Consider the following 15,413-nt stretch of genomic DNA (forward strand, 5'->3'; position numbering starts at 1 on the left):
CGTCATCCCCCCTTTGACATCAACCTGAACAGGGTTTCAATCTGCCCGTTGACGGATCCGAACGCGGTCGTGAGTACGTGGAAAAAGATCGTCAGCGTCAGGCCCAGCACAATAAAACCAATGCCGATGTTAAGCGGCATACTCACCATGAAAATGTTCATCTGCGGAAATGCGCGGGCCATGATGCCGAGTGTGACACTGGTAAGCAGCAGGGCGACCATGACCGGCGCAGCCAGCCGGATACCCAGAATAAAGATATCTGCCGTGCCTTTGACGAGGAAGGAGATGATTTCGGCATTGAGATGCCAGCCACCCAGCGGGATGATGCGGAAACTGTCGACGATTGTACGGATGAACAGGTGGTGGATATTCATGGAGAGGAACATCAGGGTTGCCAACAGGGTCTGCATGACGGACATGATCTGGGTCTGGGTGCCCTGGCTCGGATCAATGATCGATGAAATGGTGAAACCCATCTGCATGCCGATGATCTGGCCACTGAACTCCACTGCTGAAAAGATGATGCGGGTAATGAACCCCAGGGTGATGCCCACCATGAGCTCGCGCATCACCAGCAGCGCCAGAGTGAAAGCATCGGTCGGCACCTGCGGGGCGGTGATGCTGAGAACAGGAAAGCAAACCAGGGTGACCATCATGATGATAATCACCTTGATATTCAGCGGTACGGTGCGCCCCCCGAAAACCGGTATTGCAGAAAAAATGCCCGCCACGCGGCTGAGAACCAGTGCAAAAAAGATCACCTCCCGCGGGGAAGGGAAAGGCAGCAGCGGAAACATGCGATCAGCGTCTCATGATGGCGATGAAGGAATAGATCTCCCGGGTGAAGTCGCTCATGTAGGTCATCATCCAGGGAAAAAAGATGATCATGGCAACCATGACGGCAATGATCTTGGGAGCGAAGGCCAGGGTCGCCTCGTTGATGGATGTTACCGCCTGGAACACGCTGATCAGCAGACCCACCACCAGACTGAATATCAGCAGCGGAGCCGCCAGCAGAAGCGTCGCTTCGAAACTGCGGCGTGCAAGTTGTACTACCAGTTCTGGAGTCATACGGTACCTCTGGTTGTCATCCGAAGCTCTTGACAAGGGAGCTGATCACCAGCCCCCAGCCATCAACCAGGACAAACAACAGGATCTTGAAGGGGAGCGAGATCATGACCGGCGGCAGCATCATCATGCCCATGGACATGAGTACCGATGCGACCACCATATCAACAACAATAAAGGGAATATAGATCAGAAAGCCGATCTGAAAAGCGGTGCGCAGCTCCGAGATCATAAAGGCCGGGATGATGGTCAGCGTCGGGATATCATTGGCATTCTTGGGCCGCGGTAGCTTGGAGAGACTGACAAACAGCGCCAGATCCTTTTCCCGGGTCTGGGAAAGCATGAACTTCCGTAGCGGCTGCACTGCCCGCTCCATGGCCAGCTCCTGGGAGATCTGCTGGGCCTTCCAGGGCTGGTAGGCCTCCTTGTTGATCTGGTTCCAGACCGGATTCATGATGAAGAAGGTCAGAAACATCGAAAGCCCCAGGATGATCTGGTTGGAGGGCGCCTGCTGAGTGCCCATGGCCGTGCGCAGGAATGAGAGCACCACCACGATGCGGGTGAACGAGGTGGTCATGATCAGCAGTCCCGGTGCCAGTGACAGAATCGTCAGCATCAGGAAAATCTGGATGGTCACTGCAACGTCATTCGGCTTGGTCGACGATCCCACGCCGAAATTGAATGAGGGGATGGCAACCGGTTCGGCCTGGGCCGATGCGGCAACCAGCACCAGCACAAGCGGCAGCAGCCAGAACAATAACCTGTGACGGATCATAAAACGCATAACAGACCTTTCATCAGCAAACTTCAGCGGGAAAACAAACCGAGAAATCCGCGGCGCTCTTCATCGCAATCCTCAACTATCTCTATTTCTTCGAGCATGTCGATCTGTTTGATCAGTGTCAGGTTTTCGCCTGAACTGGAGAGCAGCAGGTATTCACCACCGACTTCGACTAGCAGCAGGCTTTTCTTTGGCGCTATATAGCGTGTTTCTACCAGACGGATATGTTTCGAAACAAATCGGTTGGCAGGAAGCACCTTGAAAATTTTACCTGAGAAATGTCGTGTTAGGAGTATCAGACCGATGACAATCGCCAGTGCGGCAAACATCTGGAGTAGACTGGAGAGAAAACTGAAATCCTGGCTGGTGTTCCCTTCGGCACAGGCGATGGACGGCAGTAGCAGGAGCAGTACGGAGACCGCACCCTTCACAGGATCTTCTCCACCCGCTCGTTGGGACTCACAATATCAACCAGACGTACACCGAACTTTTCGTTGACCACCACCGCCTCGCCCCGCGCCACCAGCTTTGAGTTGACAAAGATGTCAAGCGGTTCACCGGCCAGCTTGCTCAGTTCGATCACGGCACCCTGGTTGAGCTGCAGAATATCCTTGACCAACAACTTGGTGCGTCCCAACTCGACAGTTACCTGCAAGGGTATATCAAGTATGAATTCGAGATTTTTTTTATCAGGTTCCTGCTCGACCATATCAGGCTTGTCAATCACCGCTGCCCCCTTTAGCGCTAAAATTACTGATCTGTATCGCTTTATTGCCGTGATGGATACCCGGAACCCCCAGGTACTTGGGGACACCTTCAACCTTGATGGTCATCTCGCTTGAGCAGGCTTTGTCGAGCATGATCGTGTCACCCGGCGCCAGATCCAGCAATTCTCGCAGGGATATGCCGGCATTGCCCATTTCAACCGAAATATTGAGCGGCGCTTCCAGTAACCCCGCCGATAACCGGTACGACCACTGCGGGTCGATGGCCATCAAGTCAAACTGCATACCCGCTTTGAGTTTGTCCCGGATCGGGTCAATCGTCATATAGGGGATCGCAAACACCACATTGCCCGAGATCTCTTCGATCTGAATCTTGAGCGACATGGTGACAATCTGGTATTCAGGCGGAACAATATTCACCAGGCGCGGGTTCATCTCCATGCGCAGCAGGTTCATATGTGTGGCATACAACGGCGCCCAGGCCTTCTCCAGATCCTGAAGCATGTCCTTGACGATCTTCTCGACCAGCCGCAGCTCGATCGATGTAAACAGCCGGTTTGCCATGGATACCTTTGACGAACCGGTGCCGCCCAGCAGGCTGTCCACCAGTGCAAGTACCAGGGTGCTGTCAAAGGAGATCAGGGCTGCGCCCTTGAGCGGCTCGATCTTGAAGATGGCCATACAGACCGGGGAGGGCAGCGTCTGGAGAAAATCATCGAATTTATACGACCGGGCCCCGACCTTCTTGATTTCCACTACCTTCCGCAGGCGATTGGACAGGTTGACCCGACTGTAGCGGATAAAGCTGTCGTAAATGATATCAAGATTCGGAACAAACCCTTTATGGGCCTCGGTGTTGAAGAGATCGTAGGCAACTACCATACCCTCGGTCTTGGACAGTTCCTTTTCAGGTTCTATCCGGCCGTCGAAGACCGCATTGAGAAGCGCTTCGATCTCTGCTTTGGTGAGAATCTTTTCCATATCAGCCTGGGGTGCACACGCTATTGAACAACAAAATCGGTGAAATATATTTTGGCAATCTTGCCGGGAGGTATGATCTTGTTAATCGATGACAGGATCTCATCCTTTAACTGGTTTTTGCCCTGGATATCCTGAATGTCCTGCAGGGTCTTGGTGCTCAAAAGGACCAGGATCGCGTCACGAATCGGCGCCAAGCGACTGTCCAATTCTGCCTTGATCCCAACTCCCGCCATTTCCAGTTCAACCTTGACCTTCAGATACCGCAACTCCTGACCATCATAGATATTGACGATAAAAGGCTCCAGCGGAAAAATATTCGCTGCACCAACTGCGGCGCCCGGAGCCCCGCCTTCAGCTTTTGGCGCTGCAGCACCGTGAGCGCCGCCTTCAGCCTTGGCTTCGGTCGTTGCTTCAGCCCCCTCTTTTTTCTCCGCTTTCTTGCCACCCTTGCCCATCATCATAAAGACAACAGCCAGGATTGCGGCCACACCTACGGCAGCGCCGATGATTATAAACAGCTTCTTCTTGCTGCCGCCCCCAGCTTCGGGTTGTTCGGCTGCCGCCTGCTCGTCCTTGGCCATGTCATTCCTCCGCATGGAAACTGATTTCAATGAATGGATTAGTAACGCATTATTTAGAACTATTTTACCGTTATTGCAACCAATTAAACGGCTGCGGAGGCGTATCCGCACAGCGTGGATACGCCTCCGTTCCGATATTACATGTCAGCGAGGATTAGCGTTTGAGATTCAGAACCTCCTGGGTCATCTCATCGGCCGTAGTAATGGTCTTGGAGTTGGCGGAATAAGCCCGCTGCGTCAGGATCATCTTGACGAACTGCCCGGCCATATCCACGTTGCTCTGCTCCAGTGAGTTGGAATATATCTTTTCGGTAGTGCCATTGGCTGCATTTGTTGCATAGGTGAAGGCTGCGGTTGAGATGCCTGTTTCTGGAGTATACTGGAACAACGTTCCGCCGATTTTATCCAGGGCACCCGGATTGGGGGGATTGATCACCGCAATCTTGAATGGCGCAGCAGGAACTCCACCCGATGTCACGATACCAGCCCCTGTTCCGTTGTAATAGTACGGAGTTCCAAGCGCATCCACATAGGTGATCAACCCGGTACTGTCGATTTTGGTGATCTTGGCGAAATCACCGGCAACCGGGGTACCGCCTACGGGTGTGGACTGAAAAAGGATCGGGTCTCCATTTGTGTCCAACACCTGATACCCGTCAGGATTGACCAGATGGGAGCTGCCATCGACCCTGAAAGCGCCGGCACGGGTCAGATACGAGCCGGATTGGGCGGCAATGTTTGCATTGCCACCCGGCCTGCCCAACGCAAAGAAACTGTTGCCCTGCAGGGCAAGGTCTGAAACAAGCTCGGTGGTTTCAAACGAACCCTGCCCAAAGACGTTATCAACCTTCTGGATCTGAACACCGCGACCGATCTGGGAACTGTTGCCGATGTTGGTCGAGAGCATGTCGGAAAAAAGCATGCGGCCGCTTTTGAAACCGATCGTGTTGACGTTGGCGAGGTTGTTGCCGATAACGTTGATACCTTCAGCGTTGGCCAGCAGGCCGGTGACACCGGTAAACATTGCAGATGTGATACTCATGGTAATGCCTCCTTGTACGAGTGAGAGAGTTGTGTGTGAAACGCGTCAATCGATCGGCGTTTCGAGGGCTTCCTCTCGGAGGACCAGCCCTTTTTCATGTTCAGATAATTACGGCAGAATCGATATTGGTAAACACATTGCCCTGCATCTGGGCCCGATCCATGGCAGTCACCACGGTCCGGTTCTTGATACTGACCACCAGGGCCGCATCACCCACCATCACCAGCGATTCTTTGCCACCCTTCTGGGCAACGCTGTTGACTGCTCCTTCCAGTCTGGCAAGGTCGTTGGTAGACAGGTTTATATTGCGTGCCTTGAGCCTGTCCTGGGCGTGCTGTGAAAACTTCACCCCTTGGGACGGGAGTTTTTGATCCAGTACCTGGGCAAAGGGAGACTCGGATACCGGTCTTGTGGCCGGTTTTTGCGGAATCGGCCGGTCCGTTCTGGACGGCTGTACGGGGTTGGGAATTAAAATAGGATCGATCATCCGTCAAGCCCCCAATACGCTGATAAGATCCGCCAACGCGACTGATGTTTCACCGATCGTCAACATCGGTATGCCGTTGGCAAAGGTGACCCCATCAATGCGCCCCGTGGTGTAGGTGGTTGCAGCCATGGCGCTTCCGTTGGCTGAAATTGCGTCTACCTTGAAACGGTAGGCCCCGGCCGGGAGCAGAGCACCGTTGTTGTCGCGGCCATCCCAGGCAAAGGTGGAATCTCCTGCTGTTTGCGCCCCGAGCGCAACGGTTCTGACGGTGTTTCCAGCTGCATCAGAAATAGTGACGGTTCCAGAAGTTGCCGCCTCTGTAAGTCCATACTGCAATGAAACCGGTGTCGCACCGCCAAACGTGACGGCATTTCCATATGCCTTAACGTCCTTGCCGATGAACGAAACAGAATTCATTGTGATTGAGTTATTCTGGGCCGCCAGCAAGTTACTGAGGGTTGTGTTGGTGTTATATGACTGTTCGACCAGTGAAAGCTGGGAAAGCTGGTCCAGCATCGCGCTGGGATCCTGAGGTTTCAGAGGGTCCTGGTATTGCAGCTGGGCAATGAACAGCTTCATGAAATCATCCTTGTTCATTCCCACCGATTTTTTCATGGCAGCGGCTGCTGCAGTTGTGTCGGTTGTTGATGTTACGCCTGATGTTACCATCTGCATCACCTCGCTTTCAGAAATGAAGATCAACCATCGTGTGTTCTGATTTCAGCTGATATGCGGCGAGAGCGGGTTCCACCTGTTGTGCCACACGATAGCCACCGTCCGGCATCCAGGCGTTGTTCTGTCTCTGCTGGGCAAGCTCGCGCCAGTCTCCCTGGCCGCGACCGTTATCAGTTGAGCCATGGCCGCCCGTTGTTACCTCAAACGACTCCATTTTGATATTCTGCCGGGATAGCGACTCTTTGAGTGCGTCCGTATGTTGCATGAGGGAGTCGCGCACCATCCTGTTCTCGGCGACAATCTCAACCTTCAATCGCTGCCCATCAAGGTTCAGGTTCACCTTCAATTCACCCAGATGTTCCGGGGATAGCCTGAGCACGATCTGTTCGCTGCCCGGCTTTGTATCGTGATTCACGAAACGTTCTTTTACCTGCTGTACAACCGGTTCGGGTGATAATGCCGCCCGGGAAGCTTCATTCAGTGTTGCCCCGGAAACGGTGTTTATTGCTGGAGCGCTTTCCGATTTTAGCTGCTGGTGAAGCGCATGCGACGGGAAGCTTCCGTTCATGCCGCGGTCAGGTGTAGCATTTTCTTCGCTGCTGAAGAGTTGTTCTCCAGAAATCTCTGCAGTACTGATTTTCGCAGCAGCAACCTGTTCGACCTTTGATGTTGTCACCGTTTCACGGACATCGGAACTCACCGCGGCCTCCGTTTTACCATCGGCAACAACTGCTGCTGCCGGTGCCAAGAGCGAGGCGAGAGGAATGCCCGATCGCACCTTGGCGGGCTGTTCCGGCAGTCCTGACGTATCCGGAAGCAGTGCCGGTGCCTTGATGTTTTCATCTTCCTGCGCCTGAATCTGCATCGGCCTTGTGGCTGTCAGGGTTGGTGGTACTGTTCCCGGACGGCTTTGAATCTCCGGTTTCTCCGACTGAAACAGTCTGATTTCCGTTCCATCGCTATTACCAGTGACCGCTATTGCATGTTGAAGGTCTGGCGTTGCCACTGCATCCGGCTTGTCACCAGCTTCAGGCAGGTGCAGTATCAACGTCTCTTGCTGCCTTTGCATTTCAGGGGCAATCCGCACAGAATCCCGCACCTGCACAGCAACTCCAGCTACGCGCCTGTCACCTTCTGTGACTGCTGTACCAGTCTGAGCTGCTGAAACTGCAACCTTATTTCCGGCTGGCGGATTGAACATCGATGATGTTCCGGCTGTTACAATCGTTGTCTCCGGTACCCGGGGGAGGGCCGCTGCTGCGACCTGCGCGACGGGGGCATCTCTTCTGATCTGCGCCGGAACAGTACTGTCTAGCGCTGTCATGTTACTGCTGATTGTGTGCGGTCTCTCTTGCGGACATTCTATCCGGCTTCCTGTTGTGGCGACTGTCTCCGGCATTCTGCCGTTCAGCTGGGCCAGCAGCAGGGCAAGCTGGGACCCGTTCACATCCGGCATCACATTCTGTGATTCGGTACCGGTACTCTCCTGAAGAGGGTATGTATCGGGGACTTCTTCGGCTGCATCAGCCTGAACTGGTGTCACCTGCTGTTCGTTACTGTCTGAGGTTGTCAATAAGGCCGTCATGGCGTCACTGCTCATTTCCGGCACGACCATCTGCCCAAATGCCCTCAGGGGCACTGCATTGCCCACTGTTGCAGCCTTGATCTTCTGCATCGACATACCCTGCAACAGCCCTTCAAAAGCACCTCCGCCCTGATCAGTCGCGACAACGGCCTCTCCGGTCTGGGGTGCGGACACAGCAACCGGCATCTGTGGCGTTACTGCTATCATCTGTCCTGTTTCCATTTTTTTCACCTCCTTTCATCTGAATTTTTATGGACATGGACATCCTGCTGTCCATAAATGGCTACACACCTTTAAGATTTATATTGATCCATTTCAGCACCCTGGGTTGATTGAGAAACGGGACCAGCTTAATGACGGTCTTCGTATCCATCTGATCAAGCACGGAAATAGCCACATTCTCTTCCAGTTTATCGATCATTTGGCCGGCCTGTTCCGGTCGCATTTTTTTAAAGATGGCAATCATCTTTTTACGCTTTTCGTCCAGGGCCTTTTTTTTGGTTTTGAGCGTATCATCAAGCTGCTTTTTGCCCTCTTCCATGGACTTTATCTGCGCATCAAGCCTGCTGCTCAACTTTTTCAATTCCTGTTCTTTAGCTGCCAGGGCCGCTTCCTTCTCTGAAAGCTGCTGACGACGGGCATCCTGCAGGGCCTTTTCTTCGCGCGCCGCCTGGGACGCATTCGGAGGTTGCTGCGCGGCCTCCTTGACCCGTTCCGGAGACGGCTTGGCTGCAGCGCTCTCGCTTTCCGCCTCAGCACGTGACAGTACCTGAGGCAATGCCCCCATAGCCAGGCAGCACACGAAAACTGCCGCCTTAGTCAGATTATTGACCTTACGTCCCATCAGGAAGGCCCACTCTTCTTCTGAATGGATATTTCGTCTAAAAATGCCCGTTCTTTCTGTGCCATTTCCAGTTTGAACTCCCGCGCCTTCTTTTCCTTCAGAGATTCCAGGACCTTTTTATCACGCGTGGCATCCAGCAGGTCATCGCGTCTGTCACTCATCACATTGCCCAGCTGATCGATGCGCTCTTTCTGGTTTTTTATATCTTCGCGTTTGCGGGCAAAAAAATCCGCATACCTGCGCATTTCCTCGACATTGTTCAGTTCTTTCTGGCGAGTGCAGAATTCCTTTGTCAACTCATCAACATGGGATTCATGCTGGCTGAGCACATCATTGGCATGTTCAAGCTCCAGCTTGGCGCTGACAAAATCCAGCTTGCGGACCTTTTCTATCTCTTTACGATAATTGAGCACCTGTTCCAGTTCAAATTTCTTGCCCGCCACAAATGCTCACCTCCTCGTGATGCCGCCTGTGTCACTCCTCAAACATCCCTTTCAACCCCTGTACTGAATCGGTCAAGCTGACCGGGTCATGGATGGACTGCTTGAGATACGACTGCATGCCTTCATTCTTGGAAATTGCATAATCTATACCGGGATTGCTGCCGGCCTTGTAGGCCCCGATATTAATGAGATCTTCAGACTGGCGGTACACCGCCAATGACTCTTTGAACCGGCCGGCAAACTTCTGATGTTCAGACGAGGTAACATCCGTCATGACCCTGCTTGCGCTTGCCAGTACATCGATGGGAGGGTAGATATTCCGTGCGGCCAGTTCTCTTGAGAGGACGATATGCCCATCCAGAATGCTTCGCATGGCATCGGAGATCGGCTCGTTGAAATCATCCCCTTCGACCAGCACAGTATAAAGGCCGGTAATGCTCCCCTCCGAGAAATTCCCGCTCCGCTCCAGAAGCTTGGGGAGCGCAGCAAACACAGAGGGCGTGTAGCCTTTTGTGGTAGGCGGTTCGCCGATGGCAAGCCCGACTTCGCGCATGGCCATGGCAAAACGGGTCGCCGAGTCCATCATCAGCAGCACCTTCTTGCCCTGTTTTTGAAAATATTCGGCAATCGTGGTCGCAATATAGGCGCCCCGCATCCGCACCAGCGGTGGCTGGTCGGATGTGGCCACAACAACCACGGATTTCTGCAAGCCCTGTTCCTGAAGGTCCTTTTCGATGAACTCGCGCAGTTCGCGGCCACGCTCGCCGATCAGGGCAATGACGTTGACGTCCGCCTCGGTATAGCGGGCGATCATGCCCAGCAGCGTGGATTTTCCGACACCGGAACCGGCCATGATGCCGACTCGCTGCCCCTGGCCACAGGTCAATAACCCGTTGATGCTGCGGATTCCGAGGTCAAGCGGCTTGCGAATGGGAGGGCGCGACATCGGATTGACCGGTGCTGCGTAAATCGGATACTCTTCTTCAACCCGCAACGGCCCCTTGTCGTCAATCGGGTTGCCCAGGCCATCGATAACCCGTCCCAGCATCAGCGGGCCGACACCCATCGAGGCCTTGTCGCGCCTGACCGAGATCAGGCTGTCAAGGCCGACTCCACGCAGCTCTCCGAGCGGCATCAGCAGCGTTTTGTTATTGCGGAAACCGACTACCTCGGCCGGGATCGGATCACCTTCCTTGGGCTTGATCTCGCAAATGGCCCCGACTGACGTATCGGGGCAATAGCCTTCAATAACCAGACCGACTACCTGCGTAACCTTGCCATGCAGCCGGACCGGCTTGGCCTTGGCAACAGCGGTACGATACTTGTCAAACCTGAATGACGAATTAGGCATGGGACACCTTTACCGGCGTCAGCTGCCGACATCCGGAGACATGCAGCGTTCCTCAAGCATCCGGCGGTAGATCTCGTCCAGCTGGGCATCAATACTCGCATTGATGGTGCCCATATCCGTATCGATCATGCAGCAGCCGGAAAGCACCGTTGGATCGGCCTTAAGACTCATCCTGTCGCTGATCAGCTCCTTGCTCAGGACATCATCCCGTCCGGTGGTAATCAGGGCATAATCGTCCGGGTTCAGGCGGACCGTAATTTCATCCCGCTCAGAAAGTCCGGCAATGGCGTTCTGAACAACTTTCGACAAAATGCCGCGATCCTGTGAGACCTCCTTCAGGATGACCTTGCGGGCCACCATGATAACAAGCTTGAGGAGTTCATCCTCCGATTCCCGCAGGACTTTATCCCGTAAGTTATGGATCCCTTCGCTGGCAGTCCTCAGTGCCTTGAAGACATTCAACAGGCCGCGCTCCGCAAGATTTTTCCCTTCAGCAAGTCCCTTCTCGAACGCTTCATGCAACAATCGGTTAAACTCATCTTCGCTCATCGCAACACTATCCGGCTCGGGAACACCTTTCTGGGCGACTGCCGCGACACCCCGCAACTCCGATGTGTCAAACAGGCCGAGCGGTACAAATCCGCCTCCGGCACCCTGGTCGCCCGGCGCCTGGCCGATCGGTCGAAAGTTGAATGACGGCATGCTGTCAGTCGTGCCATCGGTCTGGAATTTGATGATCCTAGACGAGGACATCGTCTCCCCCGCGCCCGGCAAGGACAATCTTGCCTTCTTCTTCCATCTTTCGAACAATCTTGATGATCTCGCTCTGGGCCTTCTCAACATCAGAAAGCCGGACCGGTCCCATGACCTCCAGGTCTTCCTTGATCATTTCAGCAGCACGGCTGGAGATATTTTTGAATATCTTGTCCTTGACCTCATCCGCTGAGGTTTTCATGGCCAGGGTCAGGGTATCGTTGGAGACCTCGCGCATGACAGACTGAATGCTGCGATCGTCCAGACTGAAGACATCCTCAAAGGTAAAAAGATGTTTACGGATGATCTCAGCCAGCGGGGGACTGATCACATCCAGCTTGTCGAGGATCTGCTTCTCCTTGCTGCGGTCAAAGTGGTTGAACATATCGACCACCTTTTCAATGCCCCCGACCTTGTAGCGCTGGGTTCCTCCCATAGAACTGATTTCGCGCTTCATCACCTCGTCGATTTCCTGGAGGATCTCCGGGGACACCTGCTCAACATCAGCAATGCGCAGCACTACCTCGGCCTGCAGTTCCTGAGGCAGCAGACTGATGATCTCGCTGGTCTGTTTTGATTTCAATTTTGCCAGGATAACGGCAATGGTCTGGGGGTGTTCCTGTGAAAGGAAGTTGGCAATACTCTTGGAATCCATATTGGCCAGGATATCGACCAGGTCACCATAACTGGAGGCCGCCAACTCCTCCATCAGCATGGCGGCCTTGTCCGGACCAAGGGCCTTTTCAAGAATCTTGCGCACAAACTCATCACCCTGTGAGAAGATGCCCGATTCAGGATTGACAACCGTCGTGTAATCCTCAACAACCTGCATAATAGTCTCACGGGTAACATGACCGAGAGTACCCATGCTTTTACTGATCTTCTTGATTTCATTATCATCCATATGCTCAAAAACCTTGGCGGTGACTTCATTTCCAAGGTAGAGCAACAGGATTGCAGCTTTATCTGTACCGGTCATATGATCCCTGTTATCCATCCATCAGTCCGCAGACTGGATTATTTATCTTCCCCGATCCAGTTCTGGAGGATCTGGGCCACCTGGTAGGGGTCTTTCTTGGCCTGGTCGATCAGGCTTTTTTGTTCTGACATCTGCATTGAAATCTGTGCCCGATCAGACGAACTTATTTTATCGCCGCCCTCACGCAGCGGTTCGAAACTCTCCAGCATCGCCGGACGCATGCTTCTGAGAGAAGCTAGCAACGGGCGGATGATAAACAGAATCAGTGCCAGGAAACCTAGCCCGATTATCAGATTCTTGAAAAGCGACATAAAGAACGGATTGGACCACCAGCTCGGTGTATCCAGTGTACCAACCTCACCCGTATCCTGAAAGGGAATATTCTGGACACTCAGCTGGTCACCTCGTTCGCTATTGAAACCAACCGCACTCTTGACCAGCGTTTCAATCTTTTGCAGTTCGTCAGGGGAGCGCGGGACGTATTTGGCTTTGGCAACCTGCCCTTCCTTTACGGCAGCAGGCGTGTCATACTTGCCGTCAACCAGCACCGCCACCGAAATCTTGCTCAGTGCGCCAACCGGCTCGATAATCTTGGCCGTTGAACGACTGACTTCGTAGTTGAGCGTTTCATCATTTTTTGAACCACCGCCGGATGAAGCCTGAGTACTGGGAGCCGCCTTGCCCAGGTTAGTCTGTACACCGGGGACACCAGCGCCGGAACTGCTGGAAGCACCTTTTTCCTCTGTGCGCTGCTCGCTCCTGACCGCAATGCTTTCAGGGTCAAACTTTTCCTCTACCCGCTCAACCTGCTTGAAATCGAAGGAGGCTGTCACCCGGGCCACTGATTTTCCACCACCCACAATGCGGTCCAGGAGTGACTGGATACGCTCCTCCACATTTTTCTCGTAGGTCCGCTGGGTTTCCTGCATGGCCGATGTCATGCGGGCGGTTGGGTCGCTGCTGCCCCCCTTGCTGAGAATCTTGCCGCGACTGTCAAGGATGGTGACATGCTCGGGATCCATACCTTCTATTGATGAAGATACCAGGTGCACAACCCCCTGAACCTCATTGTCCCGCAAGCCGCGATTTGATTTCATCTTCAGTACGATTGATGCAGTGGGAGGCTTTTCACTTTCTTTGAACAGCGATTTTTCGGGAATTACCAGATGGACCCGGGCCTGTTCAACACCGGTGATCTGTGAAATTGTCCGGGACAGTTCGCCCTGCAGGGCGCGCTGGTAGTTAAGCTTCTGCACAAACTCGGTCATGCCGAAATTTTTGCGATCAAAGATTTCAAACCCTACGCCGCCACCCTGCGGCAGCCCCTCCGAGGCCATCGTGAGGCGCAATTCGTAGACCTTGTCGGACGGTACCAGGATACCCTTGCCATCGGCGGTTATCTGATAAGGTGTTTTCGCATCCTTCAGTTTTTTTACAATTTCACCCGCATCTTCGGCCGTAAGGTTGGTAAAAAGCGGCCGGTAATCAGTGCGGTTGGCAACGAATATCAGAATTGAAAAGGCAATCGCCGCCAAAAACACCACACTGGCTATCAGCATGCGTTTGCCGGCGGAAAGTGCCATAAACGGTTCTATGAGTCGTGTTATTCCTTCTGGCATCGTAGCTGGGAACATCCTTTCTGCTGTGATACTGCAGGTAAACCGGAACCGATGATCAGCACCGGTACATTGTCATTCATACCATGAACAGCACAACAACCCTACACCTGCATGCGCATGACTTCCTGATATGCCTCCAGGGCCTTGTTGCGCACCGAGGACATGAACTGAAAGGAAATGCTGGCTTTTTCCATGGAGATCATCACTTCATGGAGATTTTTGTTCTCTCCGCTGGCAAGCCCCTGAATGGCCTTATCCGACTGGGTCTGTAGATCATTCACCTTTGATACCAGCTCGCTGAAAAACTTGCCGGCACCATCAGCCGGATTTGTAGCCCTGGCAGTTCCCACCTCGGGGAAGGCCTTGCCTATTCCGATTCCACTTTCAATACCCTTTATATCCACGTTGCAAACCTCTCTTTCGCTCGTTACAGACCAGCAACTTCAAATTATCTGCTGATTTCCAGTGTCTTGAGTGCCATACTTTTTGCAGCCTGAACCGCCGTTACATTGGCCTCATAGGCGCGACTGGCAGTCAGCATGTCGGTCATCTCCTCAATCACATTTACATTGGGCATAGCCACGTAGCCCTGCGGATCAGCGTCAGGGTGGCTGGGATCATACTGGATCCGCGGTGGGTTTTGATCCTCCACGATCCGGGAGATCTGCACCTGGCGAACCTGCTGGCCAGTGGCGCCATCCAGCGTCCTGCGGAAGGAATTCTCCAGAGGAGTTGCCGCAAATACGGCGTCCTTGCGTTTGTAAGGTCCACCTTCCGGGGTACGGGTGGTGTTGGCATTGGCAAGATTACTGGAGATCAGGTTCATCCGTGTTCTCTCGGCAGAAAGTGCCGAGGCACTCACGTTCATTGCGCTAAAGAAGTCCATTATTTACCTTCCCTCAGGGCGGTCTTGATTCCCTCGAATTTTTTTGCAAGGATCTGTACCGATGCATTGTACATGATCTGATTTTCCATCATGCGGCCCATCTCATTTTCAAACTCGACCGCGTTGCCATCCTTGCCGGGTGTCTTGGCCGGGGTCTCAACGACATGCCCGGTCACCGACTGGAGCCTGTTGCCAGCCCCCTTCAGCGGCAGATGGCGGCTGTTGGTAACAGCTGGGGACCCCTTGCTTCCGCCCTTGAGTGCGCCCTGCAACTCATCTTCAAACGCGAGCGACTTGGGGACATAATTGGGTGTCTCGGCATTTGCTATGTTAGAAGCAATCAGGTTCTGGTGCCTGGCACGCAGATCAATATTCTTGCCCAGAAGCTCTATGGTTGTATTGAAAAGGCCATCCAACTCCATGATACACCTCCTTGTGGCGACCATTACTTGCAATATATGTGCCTTGGTCGCAATCGTCGCACTGCGCCCTGCCTATCTCTATAACTCCGCGCTCTACAGCCTTTGCGCCAGAATATATCCTCTGCCGGCAGCTGCTGTTCGTGTCGTTTTTTTGACTATGTCGTTTTTTTGACAGGATTGAGATCGGAAGG

At 53.5% G+C, this 15,413-nt stretch carries 20 protein-coding genes; all 20 read right to left on the reverse strand.

Features of this window, described 5'->3' with window-relative positions:
• Positions 1 to 2 precede the first annotated feature (2 nt).
• The gene (gene fliR / locus ACOCF6_RS09315) at positions 3 to 797 is read right to left on the reverse strand and encodes a flagellar biosynthetic protein FliR (protein WP_482460111.1); all 795 of its coding nucleotides are present in this window, start codon (positions 795 to 797) and stop codon (positions 3 to 5) included.
• 4 nt (positions 798 to 801) lie between these two features.
• A complete protein-coding gene (gene fliQ, locus ACOCF6_RS09320) occupies positions 802 to 1,071 on the reverse strand; it encodes a flagellar biosynthesis protein FliQ (RefSeq protein WP_482460112.1) in 270 nt (89 codons plus the stop codon).
• A gap of 16 nt (positions 1,072 to 1,087) precedes the next feature.
• A complete protein-coding gene (gene fliP / locus ACOCF6_RS09325) occupies positions 1,088 to 1,852 on the reverse strand; it encodes a flagellar type III secretion system pore protein FliP (protein WP_482460113.1) in 765 nt (254 codons plus the stop codon).
• Positions 1,853 to 1,875: 23 nt separating this feature from the next.
• Positions 1,876 to 2,280 carry a FliO/MopB family protein gene (locus ACOCF6_RS09330; RefSeq protein WP_482460114.1) on the reverse strand — a complete coding sequence of 135 codons (405 nt, stop codon included), beginning with the start codon at positions 2,278 to 2,280 and terminating at the stop codon, positions 1,876 to 1,878.
• On the reverse strand, positions 2,277 to 2,558 hold the full coding sequence (gene fliN / locus ACOCF6_RS09335; RefSeq protein ID WP_482463312.1) for a flagellar motor switch protein FliN: 282 nt from the start codon (positions 2,556 to 2,558) through the stop codon (positions 2,277 to 2,279). Before fliN ends, ACOCF6_RS09330 begins: the two co-directional genes overlap by 4 nt.
• Positions 2,559 to 2,568: 10 nt before the next feature.
• Positions 2,569 to 3,555: a flagellar motor switch protein FliM gene (fliM, locus tag ACOCF6_RS09340; protein WP_482460115.1), complete on the reverse strand. Its 987-nt coding sequence runs from the start codon at positions 3,553 to 3,555 to the stop codon at positions 2,569 to 2,571.
• Positions 3,556 to 3,575: 20 nt separating this feature from the next.
• Positions 3,576 to 4,136, reverse strand: coding sequence for a flagellar basal body-associated FliL family protein (locus ACOCF6_RS09345; RefSeq protein ID WP_482460116.1), 561 nt, complete (start codon positions 4,134 to 4,136; stop codon positions 3,576 to 3,578).
• A 154-nt stretch (positions 4,137 to 4,290) separates the two neighbouring features.
• The gene (locus tag ACOCF6_RS09350) at positions 4,291 to 5,178 is read right to left on the reverse strand and encodes a flagellar hook-basal body protein (RefSeq protein WP_482460117.1); all 888 of its coding nucleotides are present in this window, start codon (positions 5,176 to 5,178) and stop codon (positions 4,291 to 4,293) included.
• A 100-nt stretch (positions 5,179 to 5,278) separates the two neighbouring features.
• Positions 5,279 to 5,665: a TIGR02530 family flagellar biosynthesis protein gene (locus ACOCF6_RS09355; RefSeq protein ID WP_482460118.1), complete on the reverse strand. Its 387-nt coding sequence runs from the start codon at positions 5,663 to 5,665 to the stop codon at positions 5,279 to 5,281.
• A 3-nt stretch (positions 5,666 to 5,668) separates the two neighbouring features.
• The gene (locus ACOCF6_RS09360; protein WP_482460119.1) at positions 5,669 to 6,334 is read right to left on the reverse strand and encodes a flagellar hook assembly protein FlgD; all 666 of its coding nucleotides are present in this window, start codon (positions 6,332 to 6,334) and stop codon (positions 5,669 to 5,671) included.
• Between the two features lie 16 nt (positions 6,335 to 6,350).
• Complete coding sequence (locus tag ACOCF6_RS09365; RefSeq protein WP_482460120.1) at positions 6,351 to 8,147, reverse strand: flagellar hook-length control protein FliK; 1,797 nt, start codon at positions 8,145 to 8,147, stop codon at positions 6,351 to 6,353.
• Positions 8,148 to 8,208: 61 nt separating this feature from the next.
• Complete coding sequence (locus ACOCF6_RS09370) at positions 8,209 to 8,769, reverse strand: MotE family protein (RefSeq protein WP_482460121.1); 561 nt, start codon at positions 8,767 to 8,769, stop codon at positions 8,209 to 8,211.
• Positions 8,769 to 9,212 carry a flagellar export protein FliJ gene (gene fliJ, locus ACOCF6_RS09375; protein WP_482460122.1) on the reverse strand — a complete coding sequence of 148 codons (444 nt, stop codon included), beginning with the start codon at positions 9,210 to 9,212 and terminating at the stop codon, positions 8,769 to 8,771. Before fliJ ends, ACOCF6_RS09370 begins: the two co-directional genes overlap by 1 nt.
• A 31-nt stretch (positions 9,213 to 9,243) precedes the next feature.
• Positions 9,244 to 10,563 carry a flagellar protein export ATPase FliI gene (fliI, locus tag ACOCF6_RS09380; RefSeq protein ID WP_482460123.1) on the reverse strand — a complete coding sequence of 440 codons (1,320 nt, stop codon included), beginning with the start codon at positions 10,561 to 10,563 and terminating at the stop codon, positions 9,244 to 9,246.
• An 18-nt stretch (positions 10,564 to 10,581) separates the two neighbouring features.
• Positions 10,582 to 11,316 (reverse strand): FliH/SctL family protein, encoded by a 735-nt coding sequence (locus ACOCF6_RS09385; protein ID WP_482460124.1) that lies wholly within the window; start codon positions 11,314 to 11,316, stop codon positions 10,582 to 10,584.
• A complete protein-coding gene (fliG, locus tag ACOCF6_RS09390; protein ID WP_482460125.1) occupies positions 11,303 to 12,295 on the reverse strand; it encodes a flagellar motor switch protein FliG in 993 nt (330 codons plus the stop codon). The genes ACOCF6_RS09385 and fliG overlap by 14 nt, the downstream gene beginning before the upstream one ends.
• Before the next feature lie 38 nt (positions 12,296 to 12,333).
• The gene (gene fliF, locus ACOCF6_RS09395; protein WP_482460126.1) at positions 12,334 to 13,914 is read right to left on the reverse strand and encodes a flagellar basal-body MS-ring/collar protein FliF; all 1,581 of its coding nucleotides are present in this window, start codon (positions 13,912 to 13,914) and stop codon (positions 12,334 to 12,336) included.
• Positions 13,915 to 14,015: 101 nt separating this feature from the next.
• On the reverse strand, positions 14,016 to 14,318 hold the full coding sequence (gene fliE / locus ACOCF6_RS09400; protein WP_482460127.1) for a flagellar hook-basal body complex protein FliE: 303 nt from the start codon (positions 14,316 to 14,318) through the stop codon (positions 14,016 to 14,018).
• Positions 14,319 to 14,362: 44 nt separating this feature from the next.
• The gene (gene flgC, locus ACOCF6_RS09405; RefSeq protein WP_482460128.1) at positions 14,363 to 14,800 is read right to left on the reverse strand and encodes a flagellar basal body rod protein FlgC; all 438 of its coding nucleotides are present in this window, start codon (positions 14,798 to 14,800) and stop codon (positions 14,363 to 14,365) included.
• On the reverse strand, positions 14,800 to 15,222 hold the full coding sequence (flgB, locus tag ACOCF6_RS09410; RefSeq protein ID WP_482460129.1) for a flagellar basal body rod protein FlgB: 423 nt from the start codon (positions 15,220 to 15,222) through the stop codon (positions 14,800 to 14,802). The genes flgC and flgB overlap by 1 nt, the downstream gene beginning before the upstream one ends.
• Positions 15,223 to 15,413 lie beyond the last annotated feature (191 nt).

The sequence above is a fragment of the Geobacter psychrophilus genome, from assembly GCF_056821595.1.

Bases quoted from the DNA above. Each gene is read 5' to 3' on its own strand.
- ACOCF6_RS09345 (WP_482460116.1), bottom strand. From the start codon at position 4,136: ATGGCCAAGGACGAGCAGGCGGCAGCCGAACAACCCGAAGCTGGGGGC.
- ACOCF6_RS09355 (WP_482460118.1), bottom strand. From the start codon at position 5,665: ATGATCGATCCTATTTTAATTCCCAACCCCGTACAGCCGTCCAGAACG.
- fliM (WP_482460115.1), bottom strand. From the start codon at position 3,555: ATGGAAAAGATTCTCACCAAAGCAGAGATCGAAGCGCTTCTCAATGCG.
- fliI (WP_482460123.1), bottom strand. From the start codon at position 10,563: ATGCCTAATTCGTCATTCAGGTTTGACAAGTATCGTACCGCTGTTGCC.
- fliP (WP_482460113.1), bottom strand. From the start codon at position 1,852: ATGCGTTTTATGATCCGTCACAGGTTATTGTTCTGGCTGCTGCCGCTT.
- fliQ (WP_482460112.1), bottom strand. From the start codon at position 1,071: ATGACTCCAGAACTGGTAGTACAACTTGCACGCCGCAGTTTCGAAGCG.
- flgC (WP_482460128.1), bottom strand. From the start codon at position 14,800: ATGGACTTCTTTAGCGCAATGAACGTGAGTGCCTCGGCACTTTCTGCC.
- ACOCF6_RS09370 (WP_482460121.1), bottom strand. From the start codon at position 8,769: ATGGGACGTAAGGTCAATAATCTGACTAAGGCGGCAGTTTTCGTGTGC.
- fliG (WP_482460125.1), bottom strand. From the start codon at position 12,295: ATGACCGGTACAGATAAAGCTGCAATCCTGTTGCTCTACCTTGGAAAT.
- ACOCF6_RS09360 (WP_482460119.1), bottom strand. From the start codon at position 6,334: ATGGTAACATCAGGCGTAACATCAACAACCGACACAACTGCAGCAGCC.
- fliR (WP_482460111.1), bottom strand. From the start codon at position 797: ATGTTTCCGCTGCTGCCTTTCCCTTCCCCGCGGGAGGTGATCTTTTTT.
- fliN (WP_482463312.1), bottom strand. From the start codon at position 2,558: ATGGTCGAGCAGGAACCTGATAAAAAAAATCTCGAATTCATACTTGAT.
- ACOCF6_RS09365 (WP_482460120.1), bottom strand. From the start codon at position 8,147: ATGGAAACAGGACAGATGATAGCAGTAACGCCACAGATGCCGGTTGCT.
- ACOCF6_RS09350 (WP_482460117.1), bottom strand. From the start codon at position 5,178: ATGAGTATCACATCTGCAATGTTTACCGGTGTCACCGGCCTGCTGGCC.
- flgB (WP_482460129.1), bottom strand. From the start codon at position 15,222: ATGGAGTTGGATGGCCTTTTCAATACAACCATAGAGCTTCTGGGCAAG.
- fliF (WP_482460126.1), bottom strand. From the start codon at position 13,914: ATGCCAGAAGGAATAACACGACTCATAGAACCGTTTATGGCACTTTCC.
- ACOCF6_RS09385 (WP_482460124.1), bottom strand. From the start codon at position 11,316: ATGTCCTCGTCTAGGATCATCAAATTCCAGACCGATGGCACGACTGAC.